General features: G+C 41.7%; 27 protein-coding genes. 7 read left to right on the top strand and 20 right to left on the bottom strand.

Translation table 11 applies throughout. The features are described 5' to 3' along the window. Positions 1-49 precede the first annotated feature (49 nt). The 3 genes from mnmH to LV85_RS08645 are packed head-to-tail and all read left to right on the top strand — an operon-like array spanning position 50 to position 3,079. Positions 50-1,105, top strand: a complete 1,056-nt coding sequence (mnmH, locus tag LV85_RS08655; protein ID WP_111318346.1) for a tRNA 2-selenouridine(34) synthase MnmH — start codon at positions 50-52, stop codon at positions 1,103-1,105. Then, on the top strand, positions 1,077-2,120 hold the full coding sequence (gene selD / locus LV85_RS08650; protein ID WP_111318344.1) for a selenide, water dikinase SelD: 1,044 nt from the start codon (positions 1,077-1,079) through the stop codon (positions 2,118-2,120). The genes mnmH and selD overlap by 29 nt, the downstream gene beginning before the upstream one ends. Before the next feature lie 47 nt (positions 2,121-2,167). Continuing rightward, entirely contained in the window at positions 2,168-3,079 is a 912-nt protein-coding gene (locus LV85_RS08645; protein WP_111318342.1) for a TolB family protein, read from the top strand. On the opposite strand, the gene LV85_RS08640 is transcribed toward LV85_RS08645, so the two are convergent. The 9 genes from LV85_RS08640 to cmk form a co-directional block, all read right to left on the bottom strand. After that, positions 3,080-3,634 carry a DUF502 domain-containing protein gene (locus tag LV85_RS08640; RefSeq protein WP_111318340.1) on the bottom strand — a complete coding sequence of 185 codons (555 nt, stop codon included), beginning with the start codon at positions 3,632-3,634 and terminating at the stop codon, positions 3,080-3,082. A 79-nt stretch (positions 3,635-3,713) separates the two neighbouring features. After that, positions 3,714-4,343, bottom strand: coding sequence for a 3-keto-disaccharide hydrolase (locus LV85_RS08635; RefSeq protein ID WP_111318338.1), 630 nt, complete (start codon positions 4,341-4,343; stop codon positions 3,714-3,716). A 137-nt stretch (positions 4,344-4,480) separates the two neighbouring features. After that, positions 4,481-5,092, bottom strand: a complete 612-nt coding sequence (gene nqrE, locus LV85_RS08630; RefSeq protein WP_111318454.1) for an NADH:ubiquinone reductase (Na(+)-transporting) subunit E — start codon at positions 5,090-5,092, stop codon at positions 4,481-4,483. Between the two features lie 14 nt (positions 5,093-5,106). Continuing rightward, positions 5,107-5,790: an NADH:ubiquinone reductase (Na(+)-transporting) subunit D gene (locus tag LV85_RS08625; RefSeq protein ID WP_111318336.1), complete on the bottom strand. Its 684-nt coding sequence runs from the start codon at positions 5,788-5,790 to the stop codon at positions 5,107-5,109. Between the two features lie 30 nt (positions 5,791-5,820). Then, positions 5,821-6,585: an NADH:ubiquinone reductase (Na(+)-transporting) subunit C gene (nqrC, locus tag LV85_RS08620; protein ID WP_111318334.1), complete on the bottom strand. Its 765-nt coding sequence runs from the start codon at positions 6,583-6,585 to the stop codon at positions 5,821-5,823. Next, complete coding sequence (locus LV85_RS08615) at positions 6,572-7,774, bottom strand: NADH:ubiquinone reductase (Na(+)-transporting) subunit B (RefSeq protein ID WP_111318332.1); 1,203 nt, start codon at positions 7,772-7,774, stop codon at positions 6,572-6,574. The genes nqrC and LV85_RS08615 overlap by 14 nt, the downstream gene beginning before the upstream one ends. Before the next feature lie 3 nt (positions 7,775-7,777). Next, positions 7,778-9,130 (bottom strand): Na(+)-translocating NADH-quinone reductase subunit A, encoded by a 1,353-nt coding sequence (locus tag LV85_RS08610; protein ID WP_111318330.1) that lies wholly within the window; start codon positions 9,128-9,130, stop codon positions 7,778-7,780. A gap of 134 nt (positions 9,131-9,264) precedes the next feature. Further along, complete coding sequence (locus LV85_RS08605) at positions 9,265-10,161, bottom strand: 4-hydroxy-3-methylbut-2-enyl diphosphate reductase (RefSeq protein WP_111318328.1); 897 nt, start codon at positions 10,159-10,161, stop codon at positions 9,265-9,267. Then, positions 10,145-10,849, bottom strand: a complete 705-nt coding sequence (cmk, locus tag LV85_RS08600; RefSeq protein ID WP_111318326.1) for a (d)CMP kinase — start codon at positions 10,847-10,849, stop codon at positions 10,145-10,147. Before cmk ends, LV85_RS08605 begins: the two co-directional genes overlap by 17 nt. A gap of 75 nt (positions 10,850-10,924) precedes the next feature. Here cmk and ade point away from each other — a divergent pair, with 75 nt between their 5' ends. Together ade and LV85_RS08590 are read left to right on the top strand one after the other, a co-directional pair. Further along, positions 10,925-12,625 carry an adenine deaminase gene (gene ade, locus LV85_RS08595; protein ID WP_394336116.1) on the top strand — a complete coding sequence of 567 codons (1,701 nt, stop codon included), beginning with the start codon at positions 10,925-10,927 and terminating at the stop codon, positions 12,623-12,625. Positions 12,626-12,746: 121 nt separating this feature from the next. After that, the gene (locus tag LV85_RS08590) at positions 12,747-13,040 is read left to right on the top strand and encodes a hypothetical protein (protein WP_111318324.1); all 294 of its coding nucleotides are present in this window, start codon (positions 12,747-12,749) and stop codon (positions 13,038-13,040) included. A 12-nt stretch (positions 13,041-13,052) separates the two neighbouring features. Here the strand turns inward: LV85_RS08590 and LV85_RS08585 are convergent, their stop codons facing one another. Both LV85_RS08585 and LV85_RS08580 read right to left on the bottom strand, forming a co-directional pair. After that, positions 13,053-14,633, bottom strand: coding sequence for a peptide chain release factor 3 (locus LV85_RS08585; protein WP_111318322.1), 1,581 nt, complete (start codon positions 14,631-14,633; stop codon positions 13,053-13,055). A 337-nt stretch (positions 14,634-14,970) separates the two neighbouring features. After that, entirely contained in the window at positions 14,971-16,206 is a 1,236-nt protein-coding gene (locus LV85_RS08580) for a sensor histidine kinase (protein ID WP_111318320.1), read from the bottom strand. 235 nt (positions 16,207-16,441) lie between these two features. Between LV85_RS08580 and LV85_RS08575 the strand changes: the two genes are divergently transcribed. Next, positions 16,442-16,912, top strand: coding sequence for a Dps family protein (locus LV85_RS08575; protein ID WP_111318318.1), 471 nt, complete (start codon positions 16,442-16,444; stop codon positions 16,910-16,912). Positions 16,913-17,052: 140 nt separating this feature from the next. On the opposite strand, the gene LV85_RS08570 is transcribed toward LV85_RS08575, so the two are convergent. From LV85_RS08570 to LV85_RS08530, 9 genes are all read right to left on the bottom strand, one after another. Next, complete coding sequence (locus LV85_RS08570; RefSeq protein ID WP_111318316.1) at positions 17,053-18,363, bottom strand: ABC transporter permease; 1,311 nt, start codon at positions 18,361-18,363, stop codon at positions 17,053-17,055. Next, entirely contained in the window at positions 18,356-19,249 is an 894-nt protein-coding gene (locus LV85_RS08565) for an ABC transporter ATP-binding protein (protein ID WP_111318314.1), read from the bottom strand. Before LV85_RS08565 ends, LV85_RS08570 begins: the two co-directional genes overlap by 8 nt. A 17-nt stretch (positions 19,250-19,266) precedes the next feature. After that, positions 19,267-20,154, bottom strand: a complete 888-nt coding sequence (locus LV85_RS08560; protein ID WP_245942221.1) for a DUF4097 family beta strand repeat-containing protein — start codon at positions 20,152-20,154, stop codon at positions 19,267-19,269. 80 nt (positions 20,155-20,234) lie between these two features. Continuing rightward, positions 20,235-21,350, bottom strand: a complete 1,116-nt coding sequence (dnaJ, locus tag LV85_RS08555; protein WP_111318312.1) for a molecular chaperone DnaJ — start codon at positions 21,348-21,350, stop codon at positions 20,235-20,237. A gap of 4 nt (positions 21,351-21,354) precedes the next feature. Further along, on the bottom strand, positions 21,355-21,927 hold the full coding sequence (locus LV85_RS08550; RefSeq protein ID WP_111318310.1) for a nucleotide exchange factor GrpE: 573 nt from the start codon (positions 21,925-21,927) through the stop codon (positions 21,355-21,357). Positions 21,928-22,004: 77 nt separating this feature from the next. Next, positions 22,005-23,000: a GTPase ObgE gene (gene obgE, locus LV85_RS08545; protein ID WP_111318308.1), complete on the bottom strand. Its 996-nt coding sequence runs from the start codon at positions 22,998-23,000 to the stop codon at positions 22,005-22,007. A gap of 75 nt (positions 23,001-23,075) precedes the next feature. Continuing rightward, positions 23,076-23,648, bottom strand: coding sequence for an adenylate kinase (locus LV85_RS08540; protein ID WP_111318306.1), 573 nt, complete (start codon positions 23,646-23,648; stop codon positions 23,076-23,078). A 15-nt stretch (positions 23,649-23,663) separates the two neighbouring features. Continuing rightward, on the bottom strand, positions 23,664-24,200 hold the full coding sequence (hpt, locus tag LV85_RS08535; RefSeq protein WP_111318304.1) for a hypoxanthine phosphoribosyltransferase: 537 nt from the start codon (positions 24,198-24,200) through the stop codon (positions 23,664-23,666). A gap of 9 nt (positions 24,201-24,209) precedes the next feature. Next, on the bottom strand, positions 24,210-25,118 hold the full coding sequence (locus LV85_RS08530; RefSeq protein ID WP_111318302.1) for a zinc-binding metallopeptidase family protein: 909 nt from the start codon (positions 25,116-25,118) through the stop codon (positions 24,210-24,212). 171 nt (positions 25,119-25,289) lie between these two features. On the opposite strand from LV85_RS08530, the gene LV85_RS08525 reads away from it, so the two are divergent. Beyond that, a complete protein-coding gene (locus LV85_RS08525) occupies positions 25,290-26,573 on the top strand; it encodes an OmpA family protein (RefSeq protein ID WP_111318300.1) in 1,284 nt (427 codons plus the stop codon). The last annotated feature ends 84 nt before the right edge of the window (positions 26,574-26,657 follow it).

Below are 26,657 nucleotides of genomic sequence, written 5' to 3'. Positions count from 1 at the left end.
AGTCAGAGCCGCAAGGAATTCCTTGCGGCTTTTTTTATCTTCAAACTTTATGGCAGAGCAATTAATTTCTTTAGATGAGTTTTGGAGTTTGCGGGATCAGTACCCAATGATCGATGCACGTAGTGAAGGAGAATTTGCTCAGAGCCATATCCCAGGGGCGATCAACATCCCAATTCTGAATAACTCAGAACGAATAGTAGTTGGCACACTTTATAAAGAAAAAGGTTCTGAAGAAGCAACCATCAAAGGCTTCGAATTAGTTGGTCCTAGATTTCACTTAATTCTCAGAGAGACCCTCAAGAAATTCCCGGACAAAAAAATCATCATCTACTGCTGGCGAGGAGGAATGCGATCTCAGATTTTATCTTGGCTACTCAGCATGGTAGGTTTTGAGGTGTATCGCCTCAAAGGCGGTTACAAAACCTACAGAACTTATACTTTTGAACTGGTCCGAAAAGACTGGAATCTCATTGTCTTGGGAGGAAAAACAGGAACTGGTAAAACCAGATTGCTACAGAAACTCCAAGAATCAGGGGAGCAAATCATAGATCTGGAAGGATTGGCAAATCACAAAGGCTCATCTTTTGGATCAATTGGTCAGCCTGCCCAGCCCACGGTGGAGCAGTTCGAAAACCTATTTGCAGAAGACTTACGAAGGCTTGATGGCAAGCAGTCAATCTGGGTAGAAAACGAAAGCAAAAAAATAGGGCGAACGATTTTACCCCAAGAATTTTATGCGCAGATGCTATCCGCTCCGCTCATAGACATACAAAAATCCCTGAAAGAACGAATTGACTTGATCGCTGAAGAATATGCGATTTTGCCTGCTGATGAATTAATCCTGGCAGTATTGCGACTCAAAAAACGTCTGGGTGGGCTAAGAACTTCCCAAGCAATAGAAGCTATTGTAGAAGGCAATCACGCCGACTGGATCTCAAACATGCTGATCTACTACGACAAGGCTTACAGTTTCGACTTGGATAAGCATAGTGCAGGCAAAACCATCCAATTAGATCTTACCGGAATAGATCCAGACACATCCATCAAAAAATTACTCGATGCAAAAACCAAATTCCATGGAAAACATACCAACCCGACTGACTGAATGGAGTGAAGGCTCCGGCTGTGGTTGCAAAATAGCACCAGCAATTTTAGAACAAATTCTAAGTTCAAGTGGCTCTTTTACGCAAACTGATCCAAACTTATTGGTGGGCAACTCAGGAAAGGATGATGCTGCAGTTTACCAAGTTTCTGAAGATATCGCTGTGATCAATACAGTCGATTTTTTCACTCCAATCGTAGATGATCCCTTTGACTTTGGAAGAATCGCAGCTGCAAATGCCCTTTCAGATGTCTATGCCATGGGAGGGAAACCGATTTTCGCTAATGCCATTTTAAGCTGGCCAGTGGAAAAACTTTCACCAGAACTTGCAGCCAAAGTAATGGAAGGCGCAAAGACTATTTGTACAGCTGCGGGAATCGAGTTGGCTGGTGGACATTCCATCGCTGCCAAGGACCCCATTTTTGGACTTTCCGTTAATGGTATTGTGCATCCGCACAAGATCAAAACTAACAATGGAGCGAAGGCTGGTGATATCATTTACCTAACCAAACCTCTTGGTGTGGGTGTCTTGGCTACAGCACTAAAACGTCAGAAGATCTCAGATAAAGATTACCTAAACTTACTTGATACGGCTTGTAGATTGAATTCCATTGGGGAAATCATCGGCAATCATGAGGAAGTTCATGCGATGACTGATGTGACTGGTTTTGGCTTACTCGGTCACTTGATAGAAATGTGCGAGGGATCAGGTCTTTCCGCTGAAATAGATCTACATAAGCTTCCTATGATCGCTGGGGTCCAGGAATACATCAATCAGTTTATTTTCCCTGATAATACTTACCGCAACTGGAATGCTTACAGCGCCAAAACCAAAGGTGTGGTAGGAATGGACCTAGTCAAACTCTGTGATCCTCAGACCAGCGGCGGGCTAATGCTTGCGGTAGATCCTGAAAATAAGGATTGGTTTGAAGATTCTATGGAACAGCAAAACCAGGTTATTTGGGAAATTGGTCGATTCATAGAAAGAAATGAGCAGCTGGTGGAAGTTATGCAATAAGTTTACTTTCAGTTTCTTATCTTATTGAGAAACAAGCAAACCCAATCATGCAAAACCTAAAGATCTTTTGCTCAGTACTCTTCCTATTTACTTCTATTTCGCTCTATGCGCAACAAGCCCCTGAAGGAACTACGAGCGAGCTAGTAATCCTCCATGTAAAAACTGGAGAACAGAAGACAATCTTAAAAGAAGTCAGGCATTTCGAAGCACCAAATTGGTCGCGAGATGGGAAATACTTACTGATCAATTCTGGAGGGTTTCTGGAGAAGGTGGGCTTGGATGGAAATAAAATAGGGCAAATTCAGCCTGATAAAATATCCCGAGCAAATAATGATCATGGAATAAGTTTCGATGGAGAACTTCTAGTGATCAGTAAAAGTGATGGAGACCTAAGCTCTCGTATTTATACCATGCCGCTTGCAGGTGGCGAACTCAAGTTAATCACCCCAAATCATCCAAGCTATTGGCATGGAATCAGTCCAGACGGGAAGACTTTGGTTTACTGTGCGGAGCGAGATGGGCTTTGGGATATTTACTCCATTCCTACAGCTGGCGGAGCTGAAAAAAGATTGACAGATGCAGAAGGGCTTGATGATGGCCCAGAGTATTCCTATGATGGCAAATGGATCTATTTCAATTCAAACCGCACAGGAAGAATGCAGGCTTATCGTATGAAGCCTGATGGAACTGGCGCCGAGCAACTGACTAATGACTCCTTAGATAATTGGTTTCCCCATCCATCTCCGGATAATAAATCAGCAGTAATCATTTCCTATTTAGAAGATCAAAAAGGCTCTCATCCTTTTGGGAAGGACGTCAAGCTTCGTTTGTTAGATGTAGAAACCAAAGATGTCAGAGACCTCACAGAAGTCTTCTACGGTGGTCAAGGGACGATCAATGTACACAGCTGGTCACCCGACGGCGAATGGCTTGCTTTTGTGAAGTATCATAAGCCTTAATCAGGTAAGAGGGGAAACTCCTCCCGATACCATAAACTTCATTACATCAGAGCTTTTGACGCCTATTAGAGGGGTTACTTTATCTTTTGGCACCAAGAACACATTTCCAGATACGTTGTAGCTATGTGGGAAATAAACGGCTACCATGGCTGGCTCACCGACGATGGACATATCCTCTTGGGTAATAAAGCCCAATCTGATAAAGGTGTCGCTAAGCTGAACCTTGACAGGTGAGGAGAACTTCTTTTTGTCTCCCACAAAGGCTCCCATCAGATCCTTGATACTTGTGTAGATCAGATTGACCAAGGGGATCTTGATCAGCCCACGCTCAAACCATTCAAAAATAGGTCTGGCGAAAAACAGACTTGCCAGATATCCTACAAAAGTAATCAAGCCAATCACCATCAAAATCCCTATTCCAGGAATCGGTGCTGGAATCAGATTATCCAGAAAAAGAATCGTCTGGTAAATAATATAAAGCGTGACTGCTACCGGAGTGATGAATAGCAGCCCTCTGAGGAAATACGAAATGATGCGTTTGTATGTAAATGCCATAGCTGTAAATGGAAAATCCTAATTAACATTCAATATTAATCAGGATTTAAATTCTAATTCAAAGAATTAAGACAAATTATCAATCTGGGAGAATCTTCACTTTTACACTTCTGTAATAAATCACGGATTTAGGATCGTGAGCTTGTAGTGCGATAGTTCCATGGTCTACTTTTTTGGTACCAAGGTCTCCTTTACGTTTTTCATCTTTGGACTGATCGTACACATTGATAGTTTCTCCATTGATTTTCACAGTGACTACATCGCCTTCAACAATGATATGCTCAGTGTACCATTCTCCATCCTTCACATAGACATCTTTCACATCTTGAAAAGAATACACACTACCAGTCTTTCTCCAGTCAGAATGGCTCTGATTCACCTGGATTTCATAACCTATACTTGGCCAGCCATCTTCTTGGTATTGGGTATGTATAAAAATGCCTGAATTAGCTCCAGGCATGGTTTTCACTTCAGCAATCACCTCAAAGTTGTTGAAGTCATGATTAGCGACATCGCCATTATAGAAAGCATGTCCACGTGGGCCGGCGACCTTGATCGTGCCATCTTCTACCTGAAAGGATTGAGAGTTTTCAGATATTTTCCAACCATCCAAATTTTTACCATTGAATAGCTCTATCCAGTCAGCACCTTGCGCGGAAACTGAAAAGCTAAGTGCTAAAAAACAGCAAATCGATAATAGGGTTTTCATAAGAGTTAGGTTTATTGGTTTAATAAGTTTGCTGAACAAAAGTTACTAGGTAATTGACGAAAATCAATAACCGCTAAAAACAAAAGCTCTGAGAAATCATCCCAGAGCTTTTAATTATATGCTTACACCTAATGTGATTACAAATCAATACCCATAAAGGACATGAATGCCATTCCCATCAAACCTGTCAAGAGCATGGTAATACCCAAGCCTTTCAAGCCATTTGGCACATTAGAATATTTCAATTTCTCACGGATAGCAGCCAAAGCAACAATTGCAAGACAGAAACCAGTTCCTGATCCAAAGCCATAGACAGTGGATTCAGCTAAAGTATAATCTCTCTGAGCCATGAATAGTGATCCACCAAGGATCGCGCAGTTTACAGCGATCAAAGGAAGGAAGATACCCAAGGCACCGTAAAGTGCAGGCGCAAACTTTTCTACTATCATTTCCACCAGCTGTACCATCGCAGCGATGATCGCAATAAACATGATGAATCTCAAGAATGAAAGATCGATAGTAGCCAAACTATCACTTACCCAAGACAAAGCACCTTCTTTCAATACATACTCGTTCAGCACCCAGTTCACTGGAACCGTCACCGTCAATACGAAGATAACTGCTGCACCAAGACCAATTGCTGTACTTACTTTTTTGGAAACAGCCAAAAAAGAACACATTCCAAGGAAGTAAGCGAAAACCATGTTGTCGATAAAAATCGACCGAATACCTAAATTAAATAAATCCATTTCTTCAGCTTGTTTTAGTGTTCGACATATCCTGTTTTGGTACGCTGTACCCATATAATCAATCCTAGGATGATAAATGCACCCACTGGAGAGACCATCAGGCCGTTAGTAGCCAATTTGAAATCTGGACCGAATATTCCAGACACATATTCAAAGATTGGAATCCCGAAGACAGCTCCTGATCCCCATAGCTCTCTGAAGAACGCTACAGTAAGGATGATCCAAGAATAACCCAATGCAGAACCAAAACCATCCAAAACTGAATCATAAGGCTTATTACCTAAAGCAAAAGCTTCAAGTCTACCCATTACGATACAGTTGGTGATAATCAGACCTACGAAAACAGAAAGTTCTTTGTACATGTCGTAAGCAAAGGCTTTCAATACTTCACTTACCAAAGTCACCAAGGTGGCGACAACAGCAAGTTGTACGATAATTCTCACCCGACTTGGAATAGTATTTCTCATCAGAGAAATCACCAAGTTGGACATCACTATCACGAAAATTACCGAGATAGACATGACCAAAGTTGGTTTCATCTGGGTAGTTACCGCCAAGGCTGAACAAATACCCAGTACCTGAATGGTAATTGGGTTTTCATCCACCAAAGGATCAGAGACTAATTTTTTTCGACGTTTTGAGAGGAAAGCCTCAGCGGGCTTTTTCGCAATCGCATTTTCTACAGTTTCAGCACTCATGTGTATAAAATTCTTGAGTTGATAGTTCGATTAAAGTGCAGCTACAGCAGTAGATGACTTTTTGTTTTCAATGTATGCCTTATAATAACCAAGATAATTTCTTAGCATATTATTTACACCTTTTGCAGTAATGGTAGCACCTGACAATCCATCCACCTCATGAGGATCGCCAGAATAATCTTTTCCTTCACCCTTTTGCATCTCTATTGCTACAAGATCTCCAGATTCGTCAAAAATCGTCTTTCCTTCATACCTAGCCTGTACACCTGGCTCGGTGATTCTTGCTCCCAAACCTGGAGTTTCACCTGCGTGAGCTAGCGTGATACCTCCTACAGTATTCATATCAGTGTCCAATGAAACATATCCCCAGATAGCATCCCAAAGACCTGCACCATAAAGTGGCAACACGTAATTAGCAACATCATCAGGATTTCCTTCACTATGGAAAATATAAACTGGGTACAATCTATCCTCAGCAGGTTTCTTATAGTTCTTTGCAATATCTACTGTCTCAGCAGTCACTGCAGTTCCTCCCTGCTCAGTCACTTCTTTGCCAGAGATATCCACTACTACAGAAGCTATTCTGCTGCTATAGAACTCATTGACCTCCTTAGGAGTCATGGCCGCTATCTGTTCGCCAGGAATAACAGCTCCAAGGATCTGCTTTTTGTTGTCCAGAGCAATTGCCTCTTTCTGCAATGGTCCTAGTAACTGAGAAGTACCAGAAAGAAGTAATCCCAAAACTACCGTCAAGATGACGGAGAACGTAATAATATAAGTATTAGACTGTTGCACGTTGTAACCTCCTTGTTTTGTTTGCCTTAACTACATAATAATCGATCAATGGAGCGAACACGTTCATGAACAGAACCGCTAGCATAATTCCCTCAGGATATGCTGGATTAGTCACTCGAATGATCACAGTAAGAACTCCGATCAACAGACCGTAAATCCATTTACCTGTTTCAGTCTGTGCTGCAGACACTGGATCAGTTGCCATAAAGACAATACCGAATGCCAAGCCGCCCATCACCCAGTGATACTGAGGAGGCATAGCCATGTATTCATTTACTGCAAAGAGATTCATTACAAATCCCATAATGTATGCTCCTGCAAAACCAGAAACGATAATCTTCCAGCTAGCTACTCCAGTTCCAATCAAAATGACTGCTCCTATTAATGCCATCAATGTCGAGGTCTCTCCGATTGAACCAGGAACCCAACCCATAAATAGATTCATAAAACTGTAATCTCCACCGATACCCGCATTGTGTGTCGACAGTGCCTCCACCACTGAGTGAGTTCCATCCACACCTGCATTGTATGCTACAGAAAGTGCAGTAGCACCTGAGAATCCATCTACTGCTGTGGCATCACTCAGGTAAGTCCAAACTTGGTCACCTGAGATCTGAGCAGGATATGCGAAATACAAGAAGGCTCTAGCAGTCATTGCTACGTTCAAGATATTCATCCCTGTTCCACCGAATACTTCCTTACCAATTACCACAGCAAAAATCGTAGCCAGTGCCACTTGCCATAATGGTATAAATGGAGGCATCACCAAAGCGATCAACATCCCTGAAACAAGGTATCCTTCACTAATCGGGTGATTTCTGATTACACAGAATGTAAATTCAGTCAATAGACCAACAGCATAAGATACAATCAGAGTTGGCAACACTGCCATCGCACCGAAAAGTGCTTTGTCCATAACTGTAGCTTCCTGACCAGTTGCCAAAAAATGTTGATATCCCACATTTAATACTCCGAAAAGCAGTGCTGGGATCATGGCAATTACCACAGTGATCATCACACGCTTCAAATCTACAGCATCTTTAATCTGAGCTCCTTTTGCCTTGGTAGTTAAATCTGGTGCAAAAGCAATCGTCCGGTGTCCTTCGTAAAGCGTGTGAAATTTCTCCCACTTTCCTCCCTTTTCGAAATTCGGCTTTAGCTTATCAAATAAGTTTTGTAATGCCTTCATATGTTAACTATACATTAATAATTCAATCCCACTTCTTACCAATTCCTGCAGATCATTTTTCGATGGATCTACAAATTCGCACAAGGCTACATCTTCTTCTATAATCTCGTAAAGCCCTAGCTCCTCCATCTCATCAAAATCCTCTGTTACGATGGCTTTGAATAAATATGTTGGGAGAATGTCCATAGGAAGTACTTTTTCAAATACTCCTGACACTACGAAAGGTCTCTCTTCTCCATGTGCATTGGTATCAACTTTAAATTCTCCTTTATTCAAAAAGGAGAAAATACCCAATGCTCTACTGAAACTTAACTTGGATGCAGTTGGCTTGATCCACCCTAAGAATTCTTCATAGTCTCCTTCAGGAATCACGGTGATCTGGCTGCTATAAAAACCAAGGAAGCCTTCCAAGGCAATTTTCTCACCTGTCAGTACATTCCCGGATATTACTCTTACATGCCCTGAATTAAGATTGCCTTTCACGAAAGTAGAAACACAAGCACCGCTGTAAGTCTTTACATAAGCGGCTGTGGTCAATTCAGATCCAGTGACAGCTATTATTCTAGAAGCATCAAAAACACCTTCCAAAATGAATTTACCGATTTGGGCAAGTCCAACTGGAGAGACCGTCCAGGCAATATCGCCTTTGTTGATAGGATCTAGGTGATGTATCTGCACACCTACATTACCTGCAGGATGTGGTCCAGAGAACTTGTTCATTTGAGCGCCTTTCAAATCTGAGAAAATCGCTGGAACAGCCTTAGAACCATCTACATTCAGATGAACCTTACCAGAAGTCAACTTCGCCAATGCCTCGATTCCTGCTTGTAGATACTTCTCTTGTCCTTTTAGCGTAAAAGCATAATCTGGAGCAAGTGGATTGGTATCAAAAGCGGAAATAAAGATACTCTTAGGAGTATCAGCAGGATTTGCTACTATACCGTAAGGTCTTTGGATGATATTAGGCCATGTGCCACTAGCTGCTAGTGTAGCTGCTAAAGCATCTCTATCTAGAGAAGCAAGATCAACTGCTGCAAACTGCTCGTGTGTAATGGTAGCATCCGCCAAAATCTTGACTTCAAGCAATTTACGACGATCCCCTCTCTTTATCTCGACAACTTTGCCGGAAACAGGAGCCGCATATATCACTTGATCCAATGCTTTGTCGATCAGGATTGGAGTACCTGCCTTTACGGTATCTCCTTCATTGACAAGTACTTTAGGGCGCTGGAGCCCAATAAAGTCTGTCGGCTTAATTGCGAAGGTTTGCGCCGGGGCGAAATCAGCTAGCTCTTGCTTAGCCTTTCCCGCCATATTGATGTCAAAACCTTTCTTAAGCTTCACTATTTTAGACATATCTGTTTTTGAACTATGAGCTTTTGAAAAACGCTCCAAATCTAATAAATAACCTTTTTATTCTGAGCGTATATGAACTTTATTGTTTGAACTTTTGGAAGAATGGCTTCCTAAGATTTTAAACTAATCGAATTTTACACTGAAAGCACTCTTTCTTCTAGTGACTCCACATAAGACTTCACTTGCTCCATTAGCCACATTGGCGTAGAAGTAGCACCACAAATACCTACTTTTTCAGCATTTTGAAACCAGTCTGGATTTATCTCAGTCTCATTTTCTATGAAGTAACTTCTTTCATTTTGCCCTAAGCAAACTTGATACAATGCCTTACCATTGGAGCTTTTCTTGCCAGACACAAATAAGATCACATCATTTATCTGCGAAAAACGATGTAACTGAGGCTCACGATTGGAGACCTGGCGACAAATAGAGTCATTTGCATTGTAGGTCTCCCGACTCAATTCTTGTTTGGAGGCTTGAATACGATCTTCTATTTTTTGAGAAATCTCATAAAACCCTTTAGTGCTTTTTGTAGTCTGACTGAAAAGTGTCACCGGTCTGGAAAAATCAATTTTATCCAAATCAGATTCTTCCATCACTACGATAGCTTTTTCTAAGGTCTGACCAGTCAAGCCAATTACTTCGGCATGGCCTTTTTTGCCATAAATCACTATCTGACCTTCCTCACGCTCCATCTTGTCAAAAGCGCTTTTCACTCTATGCTGAAGCTTCAGCACCACTGGACAGGAAGCATCTATCAACTCGATATTATTCTCAATGGCAGTTCTATAGGTCTCTGGCGGCTCACCGTGTGCACGGATCAACACCTTGCAATCATGCAATTTTGACAATTGCTCCCGGTCGATCACCACCAACCCCTTGGCGCTTAGTCTAGAAACCTCCATGTCATTGTGCACGATATCGCCTAGGCAATACAGCTGATCGCTTTGCTCCATCTCATCCTCTGCCATCTTTATGGCAAATTCGACACCGAAGCAATACCCAGAGTTTGAATCAATGGTTACCTGCATAGCTCTCTTGTTTATCAATGATTTGTCTTGCGATGTGGACAATCTTTCCCACTTGCTCCGCAAAGGTACTATTACTTGTATCTACCTCCACAGCATCTGGCATTTTCTTCAAGGGACTTTCTGCCCGCGAAGAATCCACTCGGTCCCGCTCGGCAAGATTGGCCTTGATGTCGGCTAGATCAACTAGCTCACCTTTCTCCAACAACTCATCTTGCCTTCTAACCGCCCGGGTATCCAAATCCGCAGTCATAAAAACCTTCAGATCCGCATTAGGAAATACTACTGAGCCTATATCACGGCCGTCCATGACCACCCCTTTTTTCTTTCCTAGGCGCTGCTGCTGCGCGACTAACTCTTTTCTGACAGCCGCAATAGTGGCGATTTCAGATACTTTATTGGAAATACGCATGCTGCGGATCTCATTTTCCACATTCAATCCATTGAGATAAGTCTCCTGCTTGAGCGTATCCGGATTGAGGTGAAAAGAAATTTCTAGTGATTTCAGCCCCTTTTCCACATCATGTGGATTGGCTGGCGAAAGAAAACTGTTCAAAAAGTGAAGCGTCGCCGCTCTATACATGGCTCCGGAATCGATGTAAGTATATCCCAAATCCTTTGCAACTGCTTTGGCCGTGGAGCTCTTCCCACATCCCGAATATCCATCGATGGCGATGACGATTTTATTCATTCAAAAAACCCGCTTAATTCGTTTTTTTATTACTGCGCAAATATAGTAGTTTTAATCTAAACCTATCCCCAACCCATGGCAGCGAATCGCTTATACAGATTCTCTCCAATTAAATTCCCCTACATTTTTATGCAGATCCAAGGTCAATTCGTAGATATCCCAAACCGTGAAATCTTTGCTGTCTCTCTCAGTGTGGCAGACGGGAAAATAACTAAACTGGAAAAAATCGAAGCGGATTCTTCCTTGCCTTATTTGATGCCCGGCTTTATCGATGCGCATGTGCATGTGGAGAGTTCGATGTTAGTCCCTTCCGAATTCGCCAGACTCGCTGTAGTTCATGGTACGGTGGCGACAGTCTCTGATCCGCATGAGATCGCCAATGTCTGCGGAATGCAAGGCGTGGAATACATGATAGAAAACGGAAAGCAGGTTCCTTTCAAGTTCTACTTCGGCGCACCCTCTTGCGTTCCGGCAACTCCTTTTGAGACGGCTGGCGGAGAAATCAATGCTGCAGATATAGAAAACCTAATGTCCAGACCCGAGATTCATTACTTGGCAGAAATGATGAATTGGCCTGGAACAGTGAATCGGGATGAAATGGTGATGGAGAAAATCCGAATCTCTAAAAAATACGACAAACCCATCGATGGACATGCGCCAGGACTAAAAGGAGAACTGGCAGAGAAATACGTGAGCGCTGGCCCAAGTACCGATCATGAGTGCTTCAGCGCTGAGGAAGCCTTAGGGAAATTAAAACTTGGGATGAAAATCTCCATCCGTGAAGGATCTGCTGCGAAAAATTTCGAGGCGCTGATAGATCTGATCGATGAATACCCTGAGATGATTATGTTTTGCTCAGACGATAAGCATCCCGATAATCTGGCAGTTTCTCATATCAATGAACTGGCAGCCAGAGCTATCGCGAAAGGCAAAGATGTGTTTAATGTACTTAAGGCAGCTTGTCTGAATCCTATCGCTCACTATGCGATGAATGTGGGACAACTAAGAGAAGGAGACCCAGCAGACTTTATTCTTGTGAAAGACCTGAAAGATTTCCAAGTCATCAGCACTTATATAGATGGAGAAAAAGTAGCTGAAAATGGAAAGACCTTAATACAGCGGACTAAAAACGAGATAATCAACAACTTCAATTGCCCCCCGAAAAAGCCAGAAGACTTCCAACTCAAAGCAAATGGCTCCACAGTCAGAGTGATCGAAGCCTTGGATGGACAATTGATTACGCCGGAGATCAAAGGAGAAATTCTAATCAAAAATGGCTTCGCCGAATCAAATCCAGCTGAAGACATCCTGAAAATCACAGTGGTCAATCGCTACGAAGATGCTCCCCCAGCTGTGGCTTTTATCAAGAACTTTGGGTTGAAAATCGGGGCCATCGCTTCTTCAGTTGGTCACGACTCACATAATATCATCGCAGTCGGCATCGATGATGAATCTATCTGCAAGGCGGTGAATCTAATCATCGCTGCAAAAGGGGGAGTTTCTGCCGTTTCTGGAGATCAGGAAGAAATACTTCCACTTCCAGTAGGAGGAATTATGTCAGCTTCAGATGGCTATGAAATAGCAGCTGCTTACACACGAATCGATAGATTAGCCAAGGAAATGGGAGCCACGCTTAACTCTCCTTTTATGACGCTGAGTTTTATGGCGTTGCTGGTTATTCCTGACCTGAAACTAAGTGACAAGGGATTGTTTAATGGACAGCGGTTTGAGTTTGATGAGGTGTTTTTGGGAAGTCCGATGCCCGATGCTGGGTGACCGATGCTTCGACTTCGGTCAGCACGAGTGACGGGAGACAGAAGTAGCCTAAATCTTATAGAGAGCCTTATTTTAAGCCGCTCTTTCCTCATTTCTGCTAGACAAATATTGTTATTCAATTATGAAAAATACTGATTACACTATCTTATCTCAAATCCAAAAAGCCCATTCCATAGGATCTGTGGTGACTTTGATTTCTTATATCTTAAATGCCATGATAAGAAGAATAAGTGGGCTAGAATTCCTAACTCTCCCCTTGATCATCCTAGTTTCCTTGACAATTATTGGCTCAGCATACTTCCTCTTTCAGAGTGTAAAGCATAAGAACGAAATTGAGAAACCACGTAAGAATAACATAGCCTTCATTATCAGAATTGTAATAAATCTTGGGTTGCTGGCGCTTATGGTATATTAAAAAGTCTAATAATTAAATATCCGAAGTAAAGTGGAATTCTATCTCAGGATAATTATCCATCACCATCTGCAGCCAGGCTTTTGATTCAGCCATAAAGACCAGCTTTCCATCTTTATCATGAGCGATGTGACGGTTTTTGGAGCGGACAAATTCCTCCAGTTGTTTCTTATCCTTACTCGTGATCCAGCAGGCTTTATACAGGTTCATCGGATGAAACTCTACCGTGGCGTTGTATTCATTTTTCAGTCGGAACTGAATTACTTCAAACTGAAGTTGGCCGACAGTACCGACTACTTTCCTAGAACCCATATCGAAGGTGAACATCTGTGCCACTCCTTCTTCCATGAGTTGCTTCAAGCCTTTTTCGAGTTGCTTGGTTTTCATCGCATCCTTGTTCACCACTTCACGGAAAATCTCCGGAGAGAAACTTGGAATACCCACAAACTGCATGTCTTCGCCATCCGTCAGCGTATCTCCGATTTTCAGATTTCCAGTATCATATAGACCTACAATATCTCCTGGAAATGCCTCATCAATCATTTCCTTATCCTGCGCCATAAACTGGGTGACATTAGAAAAGCGCAATGGCTTTGGCCCACGCACATGATTGTAAGGCTTATTTCGCTCAAAAGTACCTGAGCATATTCTCAAGAAAGCAATCCTATTCCGGTGATTTGGATCCATATTGGCGTGGATCTTAAATACAAAACCCGAAAATTTCTTCTCATCCGGCTTCACTTCACGATCTTCCGTTCTACGGCTTTTAGGCGCTGGAGCGATTTTGATAAAGGTATCCAACATCTCATTGATCCCGAAGTTATTTACGGCAGAGCCAAAGAATACCGGAGCTACTTTTCCCTCCAAATACTCTGTGGGATCGAAGTCTGGATAAACTCCCTCGATCAATTCCACATCTTCACGGAGCTGATCGGCGTAGCTTTGTCCAATCAATTTGTCTAGTTCAGGATCCTGAACATCTTCAAAAGATTGACGAACATCACTAAGCTTTCTCTGAGAAGGAGTAAACAGATTGAGTTTGTGATCAAAAAGATTGTAAACGCCCTTGAAGCTTTTTCCCATCCCGATAGGCCAAGAGAGCGGACGGCACTGAATGTTCAATTTTTGCTCCACTTCTTCGATCAGTTCGTACGGATCACGACCTTCTCTATCGAGTTTATTGATAAAGCAGATCACTGGCGTATTTCTCATCCGACAAACTTCCATGAGTTTCTCCGTCTGAATCTCCACGCCTTTTACGCAGTCAATCACCATAATTACTGAATCGACCGCAGTCAGCGTACGGTAGGTATCTTCCGCAAAATCCTGGTGACCAGGCGTATCAAGCAAGTTGATTTTGATGTCTTTGTATTCGAAGCCCATGACAGAAGTAGCCACAGAGATACCTCTTTGCTTCTCTATCGCCATCCAATCCGACTTGGTTCCCGTATCAATTTTATTCGATTTCACCGCACCGGCAGTCTGGATCGCTCCGCCAAAAAGCAACAACTTCTCAGTCAAAGTGGTCTTACCAGCATCGGGGTGAGCAATAATTGCAAAGGTTCTACGCTTCTGGATTTCTTCTTTCAAACTCATGGGGGACATCAAATTAAGGCTGCAAAGGTAGGGAAAAAATAGCTGGAAAGAATTTACGAATTACGATTTTGGATTTACGAGTTCAATTGGCACTTCGTTCTTTGCCTACAAGTTTATCTTCATTTATTTCTGAAAGTCTCCAAAAAGTCCCCGCAGATCGACGCAGAAAAATAACGTAGATTCCCGCCAATCTTATCTGTCGATTAAGGTTGGCGCGAATCTACGTTTGTGAAGTCTCAATTCATGAATTTTCTATTCTAAGCTCAGAATTGTAATTGTCGCTTAACTCTATCGAGGATCTCGTAAATCGTATATCGTAATTCCTAAATACTCAAAGTCAATACTCAAGAATTCCTTCTGTAATAAACTGAGATGCTCCCTCATGACTTCCATGAAGCAATATCCGGAAGGTGGTTCCTTTGCCTACTTCGGAATGTTTGACGAAGATTTTACCTCCATGATATCCTTCTACTATTCTTTTAGCAAGTGTCAATCCTAAGCCCCAACCTCTTTGGCGAGTGGAAAAACCCGGATTGAATACGCGTCTGTACATGCGCTTCTCCATTCCTTTTCCCGTATCAGTGATATCTACGATGACATACTTATCACTATCCTGAAGAATCTCAATGTCAATTTTCCCTTTGCCCTTCATCGCATCCACGGCATTTTTACAAATATTCTCAATCACCCATTCAAAAAGTGGCTTATTCATCATAGCATCCAGATCTTTGGCATCTGCATAAATATTCATTTCCACCTTGGTAGAAATCCTCGGACGTAGGTAATTGATCGTATCTTCGATCGTCTCAAAGACATTTCCTGATTGGATCACAGGCTTGCTTCCTATACTGCTAAATCGCTCAGTCACCATCCTCAGCTTCACCACATCCTTGTCCATTTCAGTGATGATTTCTTTATTTTCATCCCAGACGGGAGAATTTCGCAGGTAATCTATCCAAGCCATGAGTGAGGCAATAGGCGTTCCGAGCTGATGAGCTGTTTCCTTGGTCAGTCCAGCCCAGACACGATTTTGTTCGGCGATTTTACTTTGGTTGAAAAGCGCATAAGCCAATACCCCAAAAATCAATATTACCCCCAACTGTACGTAGGGATAGTATTTTAGATTGATCAGCAATTCGGAGTTTCTATAATATACTTGAATATCCGCCTCAGGCAGTAGGATAGGTTCGTACTCAGCCCGCATCTCAGCTAATTCACGCTTCAGGGTTTTGACAGAATCCTCGGCATTTGCATTCTTCTTAAAAGGGATATTTCTGAATTCTATGGGATTTGCCGAATCATCCACCATGATGATAGGAATGGAATAATTCTGCTGAATGATCTCCTGATTGATAAAGGTCAGGTTTTCCATCGTAGTGGCCGCATATTCCAGCGCACTGGAAAGCAACTCTATCTGTCGTCTCTCCCGCTCGCGCAATTCCTCCACGAGGCTATTGGTGTACCATATCGAACCCGCCCCTATAATCAAGGAGGCAGCAACCACAATCCATTTGACTTGCTTCTTATTGGTATAAAAGTCTAAGGAGGTAAGGTCTTGAAATCTTTTTTTCATTAATCAAAGGTGAATTACTATCGTTACTAACTTCCCAATCACATAGATAGTATGACTTGGATATAGATTTTATCAGTTGGGAAGTCAATGACCTATTGAGTAAATTTATACTTTAATTCAAGCAGAGAAAATTAAACAACTGAAATATGAAATCGAGTATCAGTCTGGCCTCACAGTCCGAGCTGATAAATTTGCATGCGAGATTCCATATGACCATTGAAAAACAAATAAATATATGAAAACGAACGACATCGGATTAGAAATCAAAGAAAGTAAGGTTTTGGTGGAAAAGCTTAACGACTTGCTCGCAAACTACCAGGTTTACTATCAGAATTTGAGGAATTTTCATTGGAATGTATCAGGCCCAAATTTCTTTGAGCTGCATGCCAAGTTTGAAGAACTATACAATGCTGCGAACCTAGCAGTAGACGAAACAGCCGAACGAATTCTTACGCTTGGAGCTAGACCTCTCTCTTCCTACCAAGAATACATTGACAAAGCTTCTATCCAAGAAGCCAAAGAGATCAACGAACCTACCAAAATGGTGGAGACGATCAAATCAAATATGAATACGCTTTTGCAACTGGAAAGAGAAACCTTGGAAGCTGCAGGCGAATCTGGTGATGAGGGAACAGCCTCGTTGATGAGTGATTACATCACAGAAAAAGAAAAAGTAGTGTGGATGCTTTCTGCATATTTGAGATAAAAAATCCCCCAAACTAAAATCCCGACCAGAAACTGATCGGGATTTTTTTATAGCCTTAATCCATACTCCTAGACTCTAGATTCTTGGCTCTACCAGCTTGATACGTATGTCTTGCAACTTAATACAAGGATTTTAGCTTCTCAATTATTTGTCTTAATCCACTTCCATAGTGTTTTGTAGCCTGGTTTGGTTCCATGCATCAGGATTCCAATTCTATAAATTTTTCCCGCCACCCAGGTAGTGAATAGAAATCCAAGAATCAGCAAGCCCATCGAAAGTGCAAGTTCCCAAAAAGGTACGCCATAGCTCACCCTTCCCATCATTGCAATCGGAGAGGTAAGTGGTAGGATTGAAAGCCAAAAGGAGGTGGTGCTGGTAGGGTCGTTTAGAATAAACACAAACAAGCCCATATAAGCAACAACCAATGGGATAGTCACTGGCAACATAAACTGCTGTGCATCGGAAGGAGCATCTACTGCCGACCCAATCGCGGCAAATAAGGCTCCATAAAGTAAATAGCCTCCCAAGAAGTAAAACACGAAACTGAATACAATCTGTACATAATTGATCCCTGAGATCACCTGAAGAATATCCCCCATCTCCGTATTTTGCGCTAAACCCTGCGCCATTTCTGGATTGGCCAATTCCATCGCTTGCTGCTGTGGCATTTGCATCCCGAGAAAACCGGTCACAATTGTAGTCAGTGTACCAATTAACAGAATCCAGATCAGAAGCTGCGTAAGTCCTACCCCAGCAATCCCAATGATTTTGCCCAGCATCAGCTGAAATGGCTTAAGTGAAGAGACTAGTATCTCAACGATACGACTTGATTTTTCCTCTATCACGCCCTGCATGATCTGATTTCCATAGATGAAAATAAACATGTAAATCAAAATACCCGCGACAAAGCCTATGACATAATTCACCGTGGCATCAGAGACCGTTTCGGTACCCTCTTCATCCAGCGTTATGGATTTGATCGCTACTTTGGTTCGTACATCATTGATGATTTTGGGATCTATCCCACTTTCAAAAAGCCGTTGTTCTTCGATTTTCTTTCGCAGATTATTCTCCAAGTAAGAGATCAAACTCATGCTAGGGTTTTCTTCTCCGTAAAATGAGATCCCTCCAGGATCTTTGATGTCGAATTTGGGGATATGCAGAAAACCATAGCGATTCCCATCTTGCACGAGCTGCTTCGCTTCCTCGGGACTTGCATCCGAAAAAGAGAAGGCATATTGCTCCGAACTTTCCAAAAAAAAAAGCTTATTGTCATCTACTACCTCGATGATCCGCAGGGCTTGGCTGTCCTCTTCTGCCAAGGCTATCCACACGAAAACCCCCATGATGGCAGGAAAAATCAAAGGAGTCAATAAGGTGACCAGTAAAAACGATTTCTTTTTGACCCGCGAAACATACTCTCGCTGAATGACTAACCAGATCTTATCCATTTTCTGTTGATTTTACCTGGTGAATAAAAATTTCTTCCATACTCGGAATTAGCTCCTGAAATCTGTTCACTTGTCCATATTGCATGAGTTCATTGAGCAGCTCATTGGGAGCCTTACCGCTAAGTGGAAGTGTAAAACTATAAGTCCCCTCATCTTCCTTTGATATCCATTCCGTCGGTAGCTCTTTGGTGAGATGATCCAGAGTGACGGAATAAACCTCAGGTCTATAGATTGATTTCACCCGCTTGATCGAGCCATCTAGGATTTTCTTGGAACGATTGATCATGGCTACTTGATCACATAGAAGCTCTACCGATTCCATCCTATGCGTACTGAGAATGACCGTGGTGCCTTTAGCTTTGAGTTCCAAAATCTCATTTTTGATAATCTCTGCATTCACCGGATCAAAACCTGAAAAGGGTTCGTCGAGAATTAATAGGGGTGGATTGTGGATAATAGTAGAGATAAACTGGACTTTTTGGGCCATTCCTTTGGACAGATCTTCGATCTTCTTGTCCTTCCAAGTATCCATTTCTAGCTTTTCGAGCCAGTATTTGATTTTTATCTTAGCTTCCTGAGCGCTGAGTCCTTTGAGTCTGGCAAAATAAAGCATCTGATCCCAAACTTTCATTTTCTTGTACAGCCCTCGCTCCTCTGGCAAATATCCTATCAACTCGATATGCTTGGGTGCCAAAAGCTCCCCTCCTATATAGACTTCACCACTATCACTATCTATGATCTGATTGATAATTCGTATTAAAGTGGTTTTCCCAGCGCCATTGGGACCTAGCAGACCGAACACCAGTCCTTCAGACACATTCAAATCCACATCTGTAAGCGCTTTATTTGCTCCGTAAGATTTATTGAGCTTTTCTATTTTCAGCATATTCCAAAAAGTAGGGATTATTCTACAATTAATGAACCCACTCCGACATCTAGAATTAATTCCATCAATCTCGGATCGTCGGCATCATAGCCCTTGGTGATGTAAGTACCTTTCTCTAAGGTTTTTAAATATTTGGGCAAAGTGGTTTTACACATCGCCGTGGTTCTCATTTTTATTTTGATCGGAAAAGAATCATCAGGCAAATGTAAATGAAGCGATCCTGCACCCACTGCAGCGATCACATGTGTAGCATTGTGCATTCCTTCAGAAAAATTCAAATCAATTTTGCCATAATTCACCTCAAAAATCATTCTTTTGGCATTGGTGAAATTGGCATTATTTATCACTACTGTACCCATATTCAAGGTCACCAGCAGGGTATCCATCTGAATCTGATTGGGAGAGTCGCTACCATAATGTATCCTGACATCAGCAGAGGCGCTTTTCACTTTAAGCTGCGAGATGGTGAGATTGGCCAAGTCAAAATCAGACCTACCCATTCCCAAATTAAAATCAAGATGATAGAGGTAATTGGTACTCAGGCTTACATCCCAGCTATGATCAAAATCACTATCTGCCCCTGAGAAAAGCTTGGAAGTAATACTTTTCCCTAAGTTTTCGGACTCCACATTCTTATGAATCAGTGAAGCCTGAAGAATATTATTTGAGATTTTCTCTGAAAAAACTGGGAGTATATTCGTTTTATCAAGATGTCCATGAATATAGACCGGATCCGAAGATTTGGTTTTCCTCAACTGAGTAGTACTCTTATAAGTAGTAAACTCAAGAGCGACCATATCAAAACCGTCTCTTTCTATCGCTTTAAACTCTTTGACCAGTTGCGCCTTACCCACAGCTACCCATCCAATCATAATCAGAAAAAGCAGACACAATTTTCTAAGCATACGGTTAGGTTACGAGGCGACTTTGAAAAGGTTTTTTAAAAATATAAAAAAAGCCAGAATTGCTTCTGGCTTTTTTTATATTAAAAGAACTCTTTCATCTTATCGAAGAATGATTTCTCAGAGTTTCCTGGGTCAGGTTTGAAATTTTCTGAATCCCTCAAGGCTTCTAAAGCTTCTTTTTCTTCTCTTGATAAATGGGTAGGAGTCCAAACGTTTACCATGATCAACTGATCTCCTTTGGTATAACCATTGATATCCTTGATCCCTTTACCTTTTAATCGAAGCATTTTACCGCTTTGAGTTCCCTGATCAATCTTGATCTTAACTTTCCCTTCTATGGTAGGTACTTCTATGGAAGCTCCAAGTGCTGCGTCGACAAAGGAAACGTATAGATCAAAGATCACATTGTTTCCATCGCGCTGAAGAACTTTATCCTCAATTTCCTCTATGACGATAAGTAAATCACCGGCTACTCCACCTGGAATTTCATTTCCTTTTCCAGACATACTCAGCTGCATTCCTTCTGCAACTCCACCTGGAATATTGATAGAGATAACTTCTTCCTTTACGATAAGACCTCTAGCGTCTGCATCTGCTGGCTTTTTGTCAACAATCTGACCGCTACCGCCACATACTCCACAGGTACTTGCCGAAACCATTTGACCCAACATGGTATTGACTACCTTCTTCACCTGTCCAGAACCTTGACAAGCAGAGCAGGATTTGAATGTCACCCCATCTGCTATCAAATGACGCTTCACTTTGATCTTCTTCTCTACACCATTGGCAATCTCGGCAAGAGTCAATTTCATCTTCACACGAAGGTTCGTTCCCTTCTTGGTACGTCGACCACCGCCGCCGCCACCGAAGAAAGACCCAAATCCTCCTCCACCACCACCGCCGAAAATATCGCCGAACTGGGAGAAGATGTCATCCATATTCATTCCACCGCCGCCAAATCCTCCAGCACCGCCTACGCCTTGATGACCAAATTGATCGTATCGTTGTTTTTTCTCAGGATTGCTTAGGACTTCATAAGCCTCTGCTGCCTCCTTAAATTTATCTTCAGCTTCAGGATTGTCTGGATTCTTATCTGGGTGATATTTAATCGCAAGTTTCCTGTATGCTTTTTTTATTTCATCCGCTGCAGCAGACTTCGTCACTCCTAATACTTCGTAATAATCTCTTTTCGCCATAATATTATGCTCCTGTCACCACTTTTGCGTAGCGTACTACTTTATCTCCTAACACGTAACCTTTCTCTATCACATCTACTACTTTCCCTTTCAGCTCTGCACTAGGCGCAGGAATCTGCGTGATAGCCTCCTGTGTCTCTGCATCGAAAGGCTTACCAATCAGGTCTTCCATTGGCTTGAGGCCTTTTGAACCTAAAATTTTTACTAGTTTTTGAAAAATAAGATAATTACCCTCTCTCACTTTTGATACTTCTTCTTCATTCTCACTTGCCTTAAATGCTCGCTCGAAATCATCCACCACTGGAATCAAATCACTTAACACATCTTCAGAGGCAGTGGAAATAAGATCCAATCGCTCCTTAGCAGTTCTTTTTCTATAGTTCTCAAAATCTGAGTAAAGACGAAGGTATTTATCTTTCAGGTCAGCTACTTCGTAGGCCAGTTTTTGATCATCTGAACCTACCTGAGGCTCTTCACCTTCGAAATCCATTTCTGGAGAACTGTTCTCCGTCATTTCTTCGTTTAAATTCTCGTCCTTAAGATTCATTTCTTGATCCACTTGTTCTTTATTACTCATAATTGAAATAGACAATAGTTGGAGATATGGGTTTAACAATATTGTTGCCAGTGCTCATTCTCTGACAAACTGACACCTTAACCTTCGTGAATAGCCTGCCAGATTAGATCCTTGAGCCTGTCAAGATTGTACTGAGAGACTGAAGAAATGAAAACGTGAGGAACACCTTCCGGCACTTCTTTCTCCATTTCCTTTACGAGCTCATCGTCTAGCATGTCAGCTTTGGAGATCGCCAAGAGCCTTCGCTTATCTAGAAGCTCTGGATTATACTTCTCCAGCTCACCCAATAAGATTCTGTATTGCTCCGCGATATCAGCAGCATCAGCAGGCACCATAAAAAGTAATATAGAATTACGCTCAATATGCCTAAGGAATCTAATGCCAAGACCTTTTCCTTCCGCAGCTCCTTCAATAATCCCAGGAATATCGGCCATTACGAAGGATTGATCACCTCGATAGCCAACAACTCCCAAATTGGGAACCAAAGTAGTAAATGGATAATCACCTATCTCTGGTCTCGCTGCAGATATAGAGGACAGCAAAGTAGATTTACCAGCATTAGGAAAACCAACTAGGCCAACATCAGCCAAAAGCTTCAATTCTAAGATGATCCATTCCTCTATCCCTTCTTCGCCGGGTTGTGAATAGTGAGGAGCTTGGTTTGTAGCGCTTTTGAAATGATCATTTCCTAAGCCACCTCTACCCCCTCTTGTCAGAATTACTTCTTGCCCATCTTCGGTGATTTCAAATCTTTTCTCTCCGGTCTCTGCATCTTTCGCAATTGTACCCAGAGGAACTTCCAAAATCATATCCTTTCCATCTGCACCAGTTCTTCGCCCTCCTTCTCCACTTTTGCCGGCATCGGCGATCACATGCTTTTTATATTTCAGGTGAAGCAAAGTCCACACTTGGGTAGTACCCCTTACTATAATGTGTCCACCTCTTCCTCCATCTCCACCATCTGGACCTCCTTTAGGAACATGCTTTTCTCTTCGGAAATGTGTCGATCCTGGTCCACCTGCCCCTGATCTAGAGCAGAACTTAACGTAATCTATGAAATTTGAATCAGCCATTTTTTGATAAAGAAAAAAGGCTAAGCTTAAAAGCCTAGCCAAATATGAATTGCAAAATTAGGAAATTAAAGGCAATCAGTAGCTATCTATTACTGAAGTGATATCAGAGAAGATCTGATCGATCTCACCTACACCATTGATTTTCTGAAGTTTGCCTTGGGAAGCATAGTAGTCAGCCACAGGGAGTGTTTCATCCAAGTACACTTTAATACGCGTGCTGATTTTCTCGTCGTCTTGATCATCTACACGGTTAGAGGTTTTGCCTCTTTCCATGATTCTAGCTCTTAGTACTTCCTCTGGGACTTGTAATGCAATCATTCCATTAATTGCAAGAGAATGGTGAGACAGCATTTCGTCTAATGCCTCCGCTTGTGCTGTTGTCCTTGGAAATCCGTCAAAAATAAAGCCTCGAGCATCTTTCGTTTCATTGATTTTATCCTCAACCATGCCGATCACCACTTCATCAGGAACCAAACGCCCCTCATTCATATATTTTTTGGCAAGCTGACCTAGCTCCGTTCCTTCACCGAGATGCTTTCTGAATAAATCCCCCGTTGACAGGTGAGTAAGTCCGTATCTCTGTATGAGTTTTTCACTTTGAGTGCCTTTGCCTGCACCCGGAGGGCCAAATAATACAATATTATACATTCGTAAGTCTATTATTTAAGGAGTACTGAGTTGATAAATACCGGGCAGATTCCTACCCAAACCATCGTAATCAAGGCCGTAACCGACCACAAATTTATTGGGAATTTCAAAACCGACATAATCCAAAGCATAATTAAACTGAAAAGCCTCAGGTTTATGTAGTAAGGTAACAATGGAAAGTTTAGCTGGATTGAAGGCAGAAAGCGTCTTTAACAAATGATTCATGCTGATTCCAGTATCAACTATATCCTCTACAATAAGCACATTTTTACCTTCAATTTTTTCTTCCAAACCCAACACGGAGCGAACTTTACCTGTAGATTCCGTCCCAGCGTAGCTACTGATCTTAATAAATGTGGCCGTAAGTGGTAAGGCTATATGCCTACACAGATCTGCCATAAATACAAAGGAACCATTCAAAATCCCCAATACTACTAGTTCTTGCTCCGCAAAATCCTGCGTGATGGCTTGCCCAAGCTGGGAATTCCGTTGATTAATTTCCTCAGCGGAGAGGTAAATCTCGAATTCTTTGTCTTTTACTGTTACGTTCATTCCAGTTTTTTAAAGTCTATCCATTAAATATGGATAAATATTTAACATGGCTTCCAAATCTACTAATGATACTTTTTCATCTGGCGTATGCACATTATCCTCCGCAGCACCTATAAAACACCAATCGATCGCATAAGGAGAAAACTGAACCTCACGCCCATCACTACCTCCATACTCCTCTACTTCAAGCTGAAAGGGAATTCCACTTTCTTTAGCCAGCTTAATGATTTTATCAATAAACTTTTTCCTTGGAATATATTTGTCACGTATAGATATCACAACTCCATTATGAAACTGAACACCTTCAGTAATCCAGGTTATATCTGCTATTAGTGCTTGTTTAATGGGAGAGGTCTCTTGTATAAATTTCAGCAAAAACGGCATACTTCCGCCACCATGTTCTTCATAGGTAGAAAAAACAACCCAGCCATCACTGATAGTTTCGCAAAGTTTTAGGGCAGAATACAATCCTAATCTATTATCCAAATAGGCTGCTTGAATAAATTCATCATCAATTCTAATGTTTTGAGAGAAAGAAAGTCGAGTACCAGGATCTATACCTCGTGGAAAATCATGAGATATGTCATGTTCAGTGCCAACCAATTTACACTTCACTTCCCCCATCGAGTCAGATCCTTCTAGATTTGTTCCTGGAATAATCTCTGGCCCTCCTACACTAATCAACTGATTACCATACCGTACCATAAATCCAATGGTGTCCATATGTGCAAAAACAGCAGTTCTAGGCTTTCCAAATTTGAGTAAAATACAATCATGGAAATCCTCTCCAGAATAGATTATTGGCAAAACATTCCAATTATTCTTTCGTTGGTCTATATATTGCAAAAGAAAATCGGACGTTATAGATTCATCACCCGAAACGCCACTTTGTTTGAGGATTTCTAATAAAATTTTCATTTTGGCATAAATTATGTTAATATTTCATTACTAAATTTGAAAAAAGTTAGAAATTATTTTTTTACCGGAATAGGGTTTAAAATAATTCAGCTAGATTTGTAGTAAATAAAAAGTTTATAAATTTGTATTCACATCAATCAACACTTAAAATTTGAACAAAAATTTTTTGTTATGAAAAAACTAATACTATCAACAGTAATTGCAGGCGCTTTGGCATTCGGAGCAAACGCACAGGAATTCGACAAGTTCTCCCTAGAATTGGGCGGAGGTTTTAACAAACCTATGGCACCACTTACTCCGGGATATCTTTCTCCATCCTTAAACCTTGGTCACATCGAAGTAGGCGCTAGGTACATGTTCAACGAAAAATTCGGTTTGAAGCTGGATTACGGTTTTGGCTCTATGAAGGAGGCTGGGCACGATGATGCTGCTACAGGTTCTTTTGACACCAAGTACTTTCGCTTGAATCTACAAGGAGTTGCAAACCTTGGTCGAATCATGAACTTCGAATCATTCTCTAGATCATTTGGCCTATTAGGTCATGCTGGTGCTGGTATCGGAGCTGTGAAACCTCAGGAAAATCTTTACGCTGATTACACTGATGACGTTTATAACTTCATCGTTGGTGTCACGCCGCAGTTGAAGCTAGGTAAAAGTATCGCTTTAGTAGGTGATATTAGTACTGTCATCAACGGTCGTCAGTCTGTAACTTGGGATGGTGCTTCTGCTATCGGACCTAATGATCCTGGATTCTTCGGAGCTAACAGTAATTGGTGGACAGGTTCTATTGGACTTCAATTTTACCTAGGTAAGAATGAGGAGCATGCAGATTGGTTCATCGCAGCTGACAAATATGCTACTAAAGAAGAGCTTGCTACTCAGATCAACGGTATCAAAGATATGTTGAAAGATTCTGATGGCGATGGTGTTCCAGATTACTTGGACAAAGAGCCTAACACTCCAGCTGGAGCAAGAGTTGATTCTCATGGTGGAACTATGGATTCTGACGGTGACGGTACTCCTGATCACATGGATAAGTGTCCATTCCTTCCTGGCCCAGCATCTACTAACGGATGTCCAGTTGAAGAAGTAAAAGAGCAACTTGATTTCTTCAAGAAAGCTATCAATGACGGTTATGTTAACGTTTACTATGCATTCGATAGCGCTAAGCCGCTTGGATACTCTACTAGCGCTGCTAGCTATGTATCTAACTTCTTGAAAAAGAATCCAGGAGTAAGTGTTGAAATCAAAGGATATGCTGATGAATTAGGCCCAGAAGATTACAACATGAAACTTTCTGAGAGAAGAGCTAAGTCTGTATATGATCTAATCGTTGCTTCTGGTGTAGATGCTTCTAGATTATCTTACAAAGGATATGGCGAAGACACTAGCGTAGACAAATCGTCTGCTGATGCTAGACAAATGGCAAGAAGAGCTAGCTTCGAAGTGAAGTAATTAGCCTCCAAACTATACTAAAAGAGCTCGATATTCTATCGAGCTCTTTTTATTTCTAGCCTATTCTACTTAATTATCAATTAG

Source organism: Algoriphagus chordae (assembly GCF_003254055.1).
Lineage (GTDB): Bacteria > Bacteroidota > Bacteroidia > Cytophagales > Cyclobacteriaceae > Algoriphagus > Algoriphagus chordae.
This window is presented reverse-complemented; position numbering and strand designations above follow the sequence as displayed.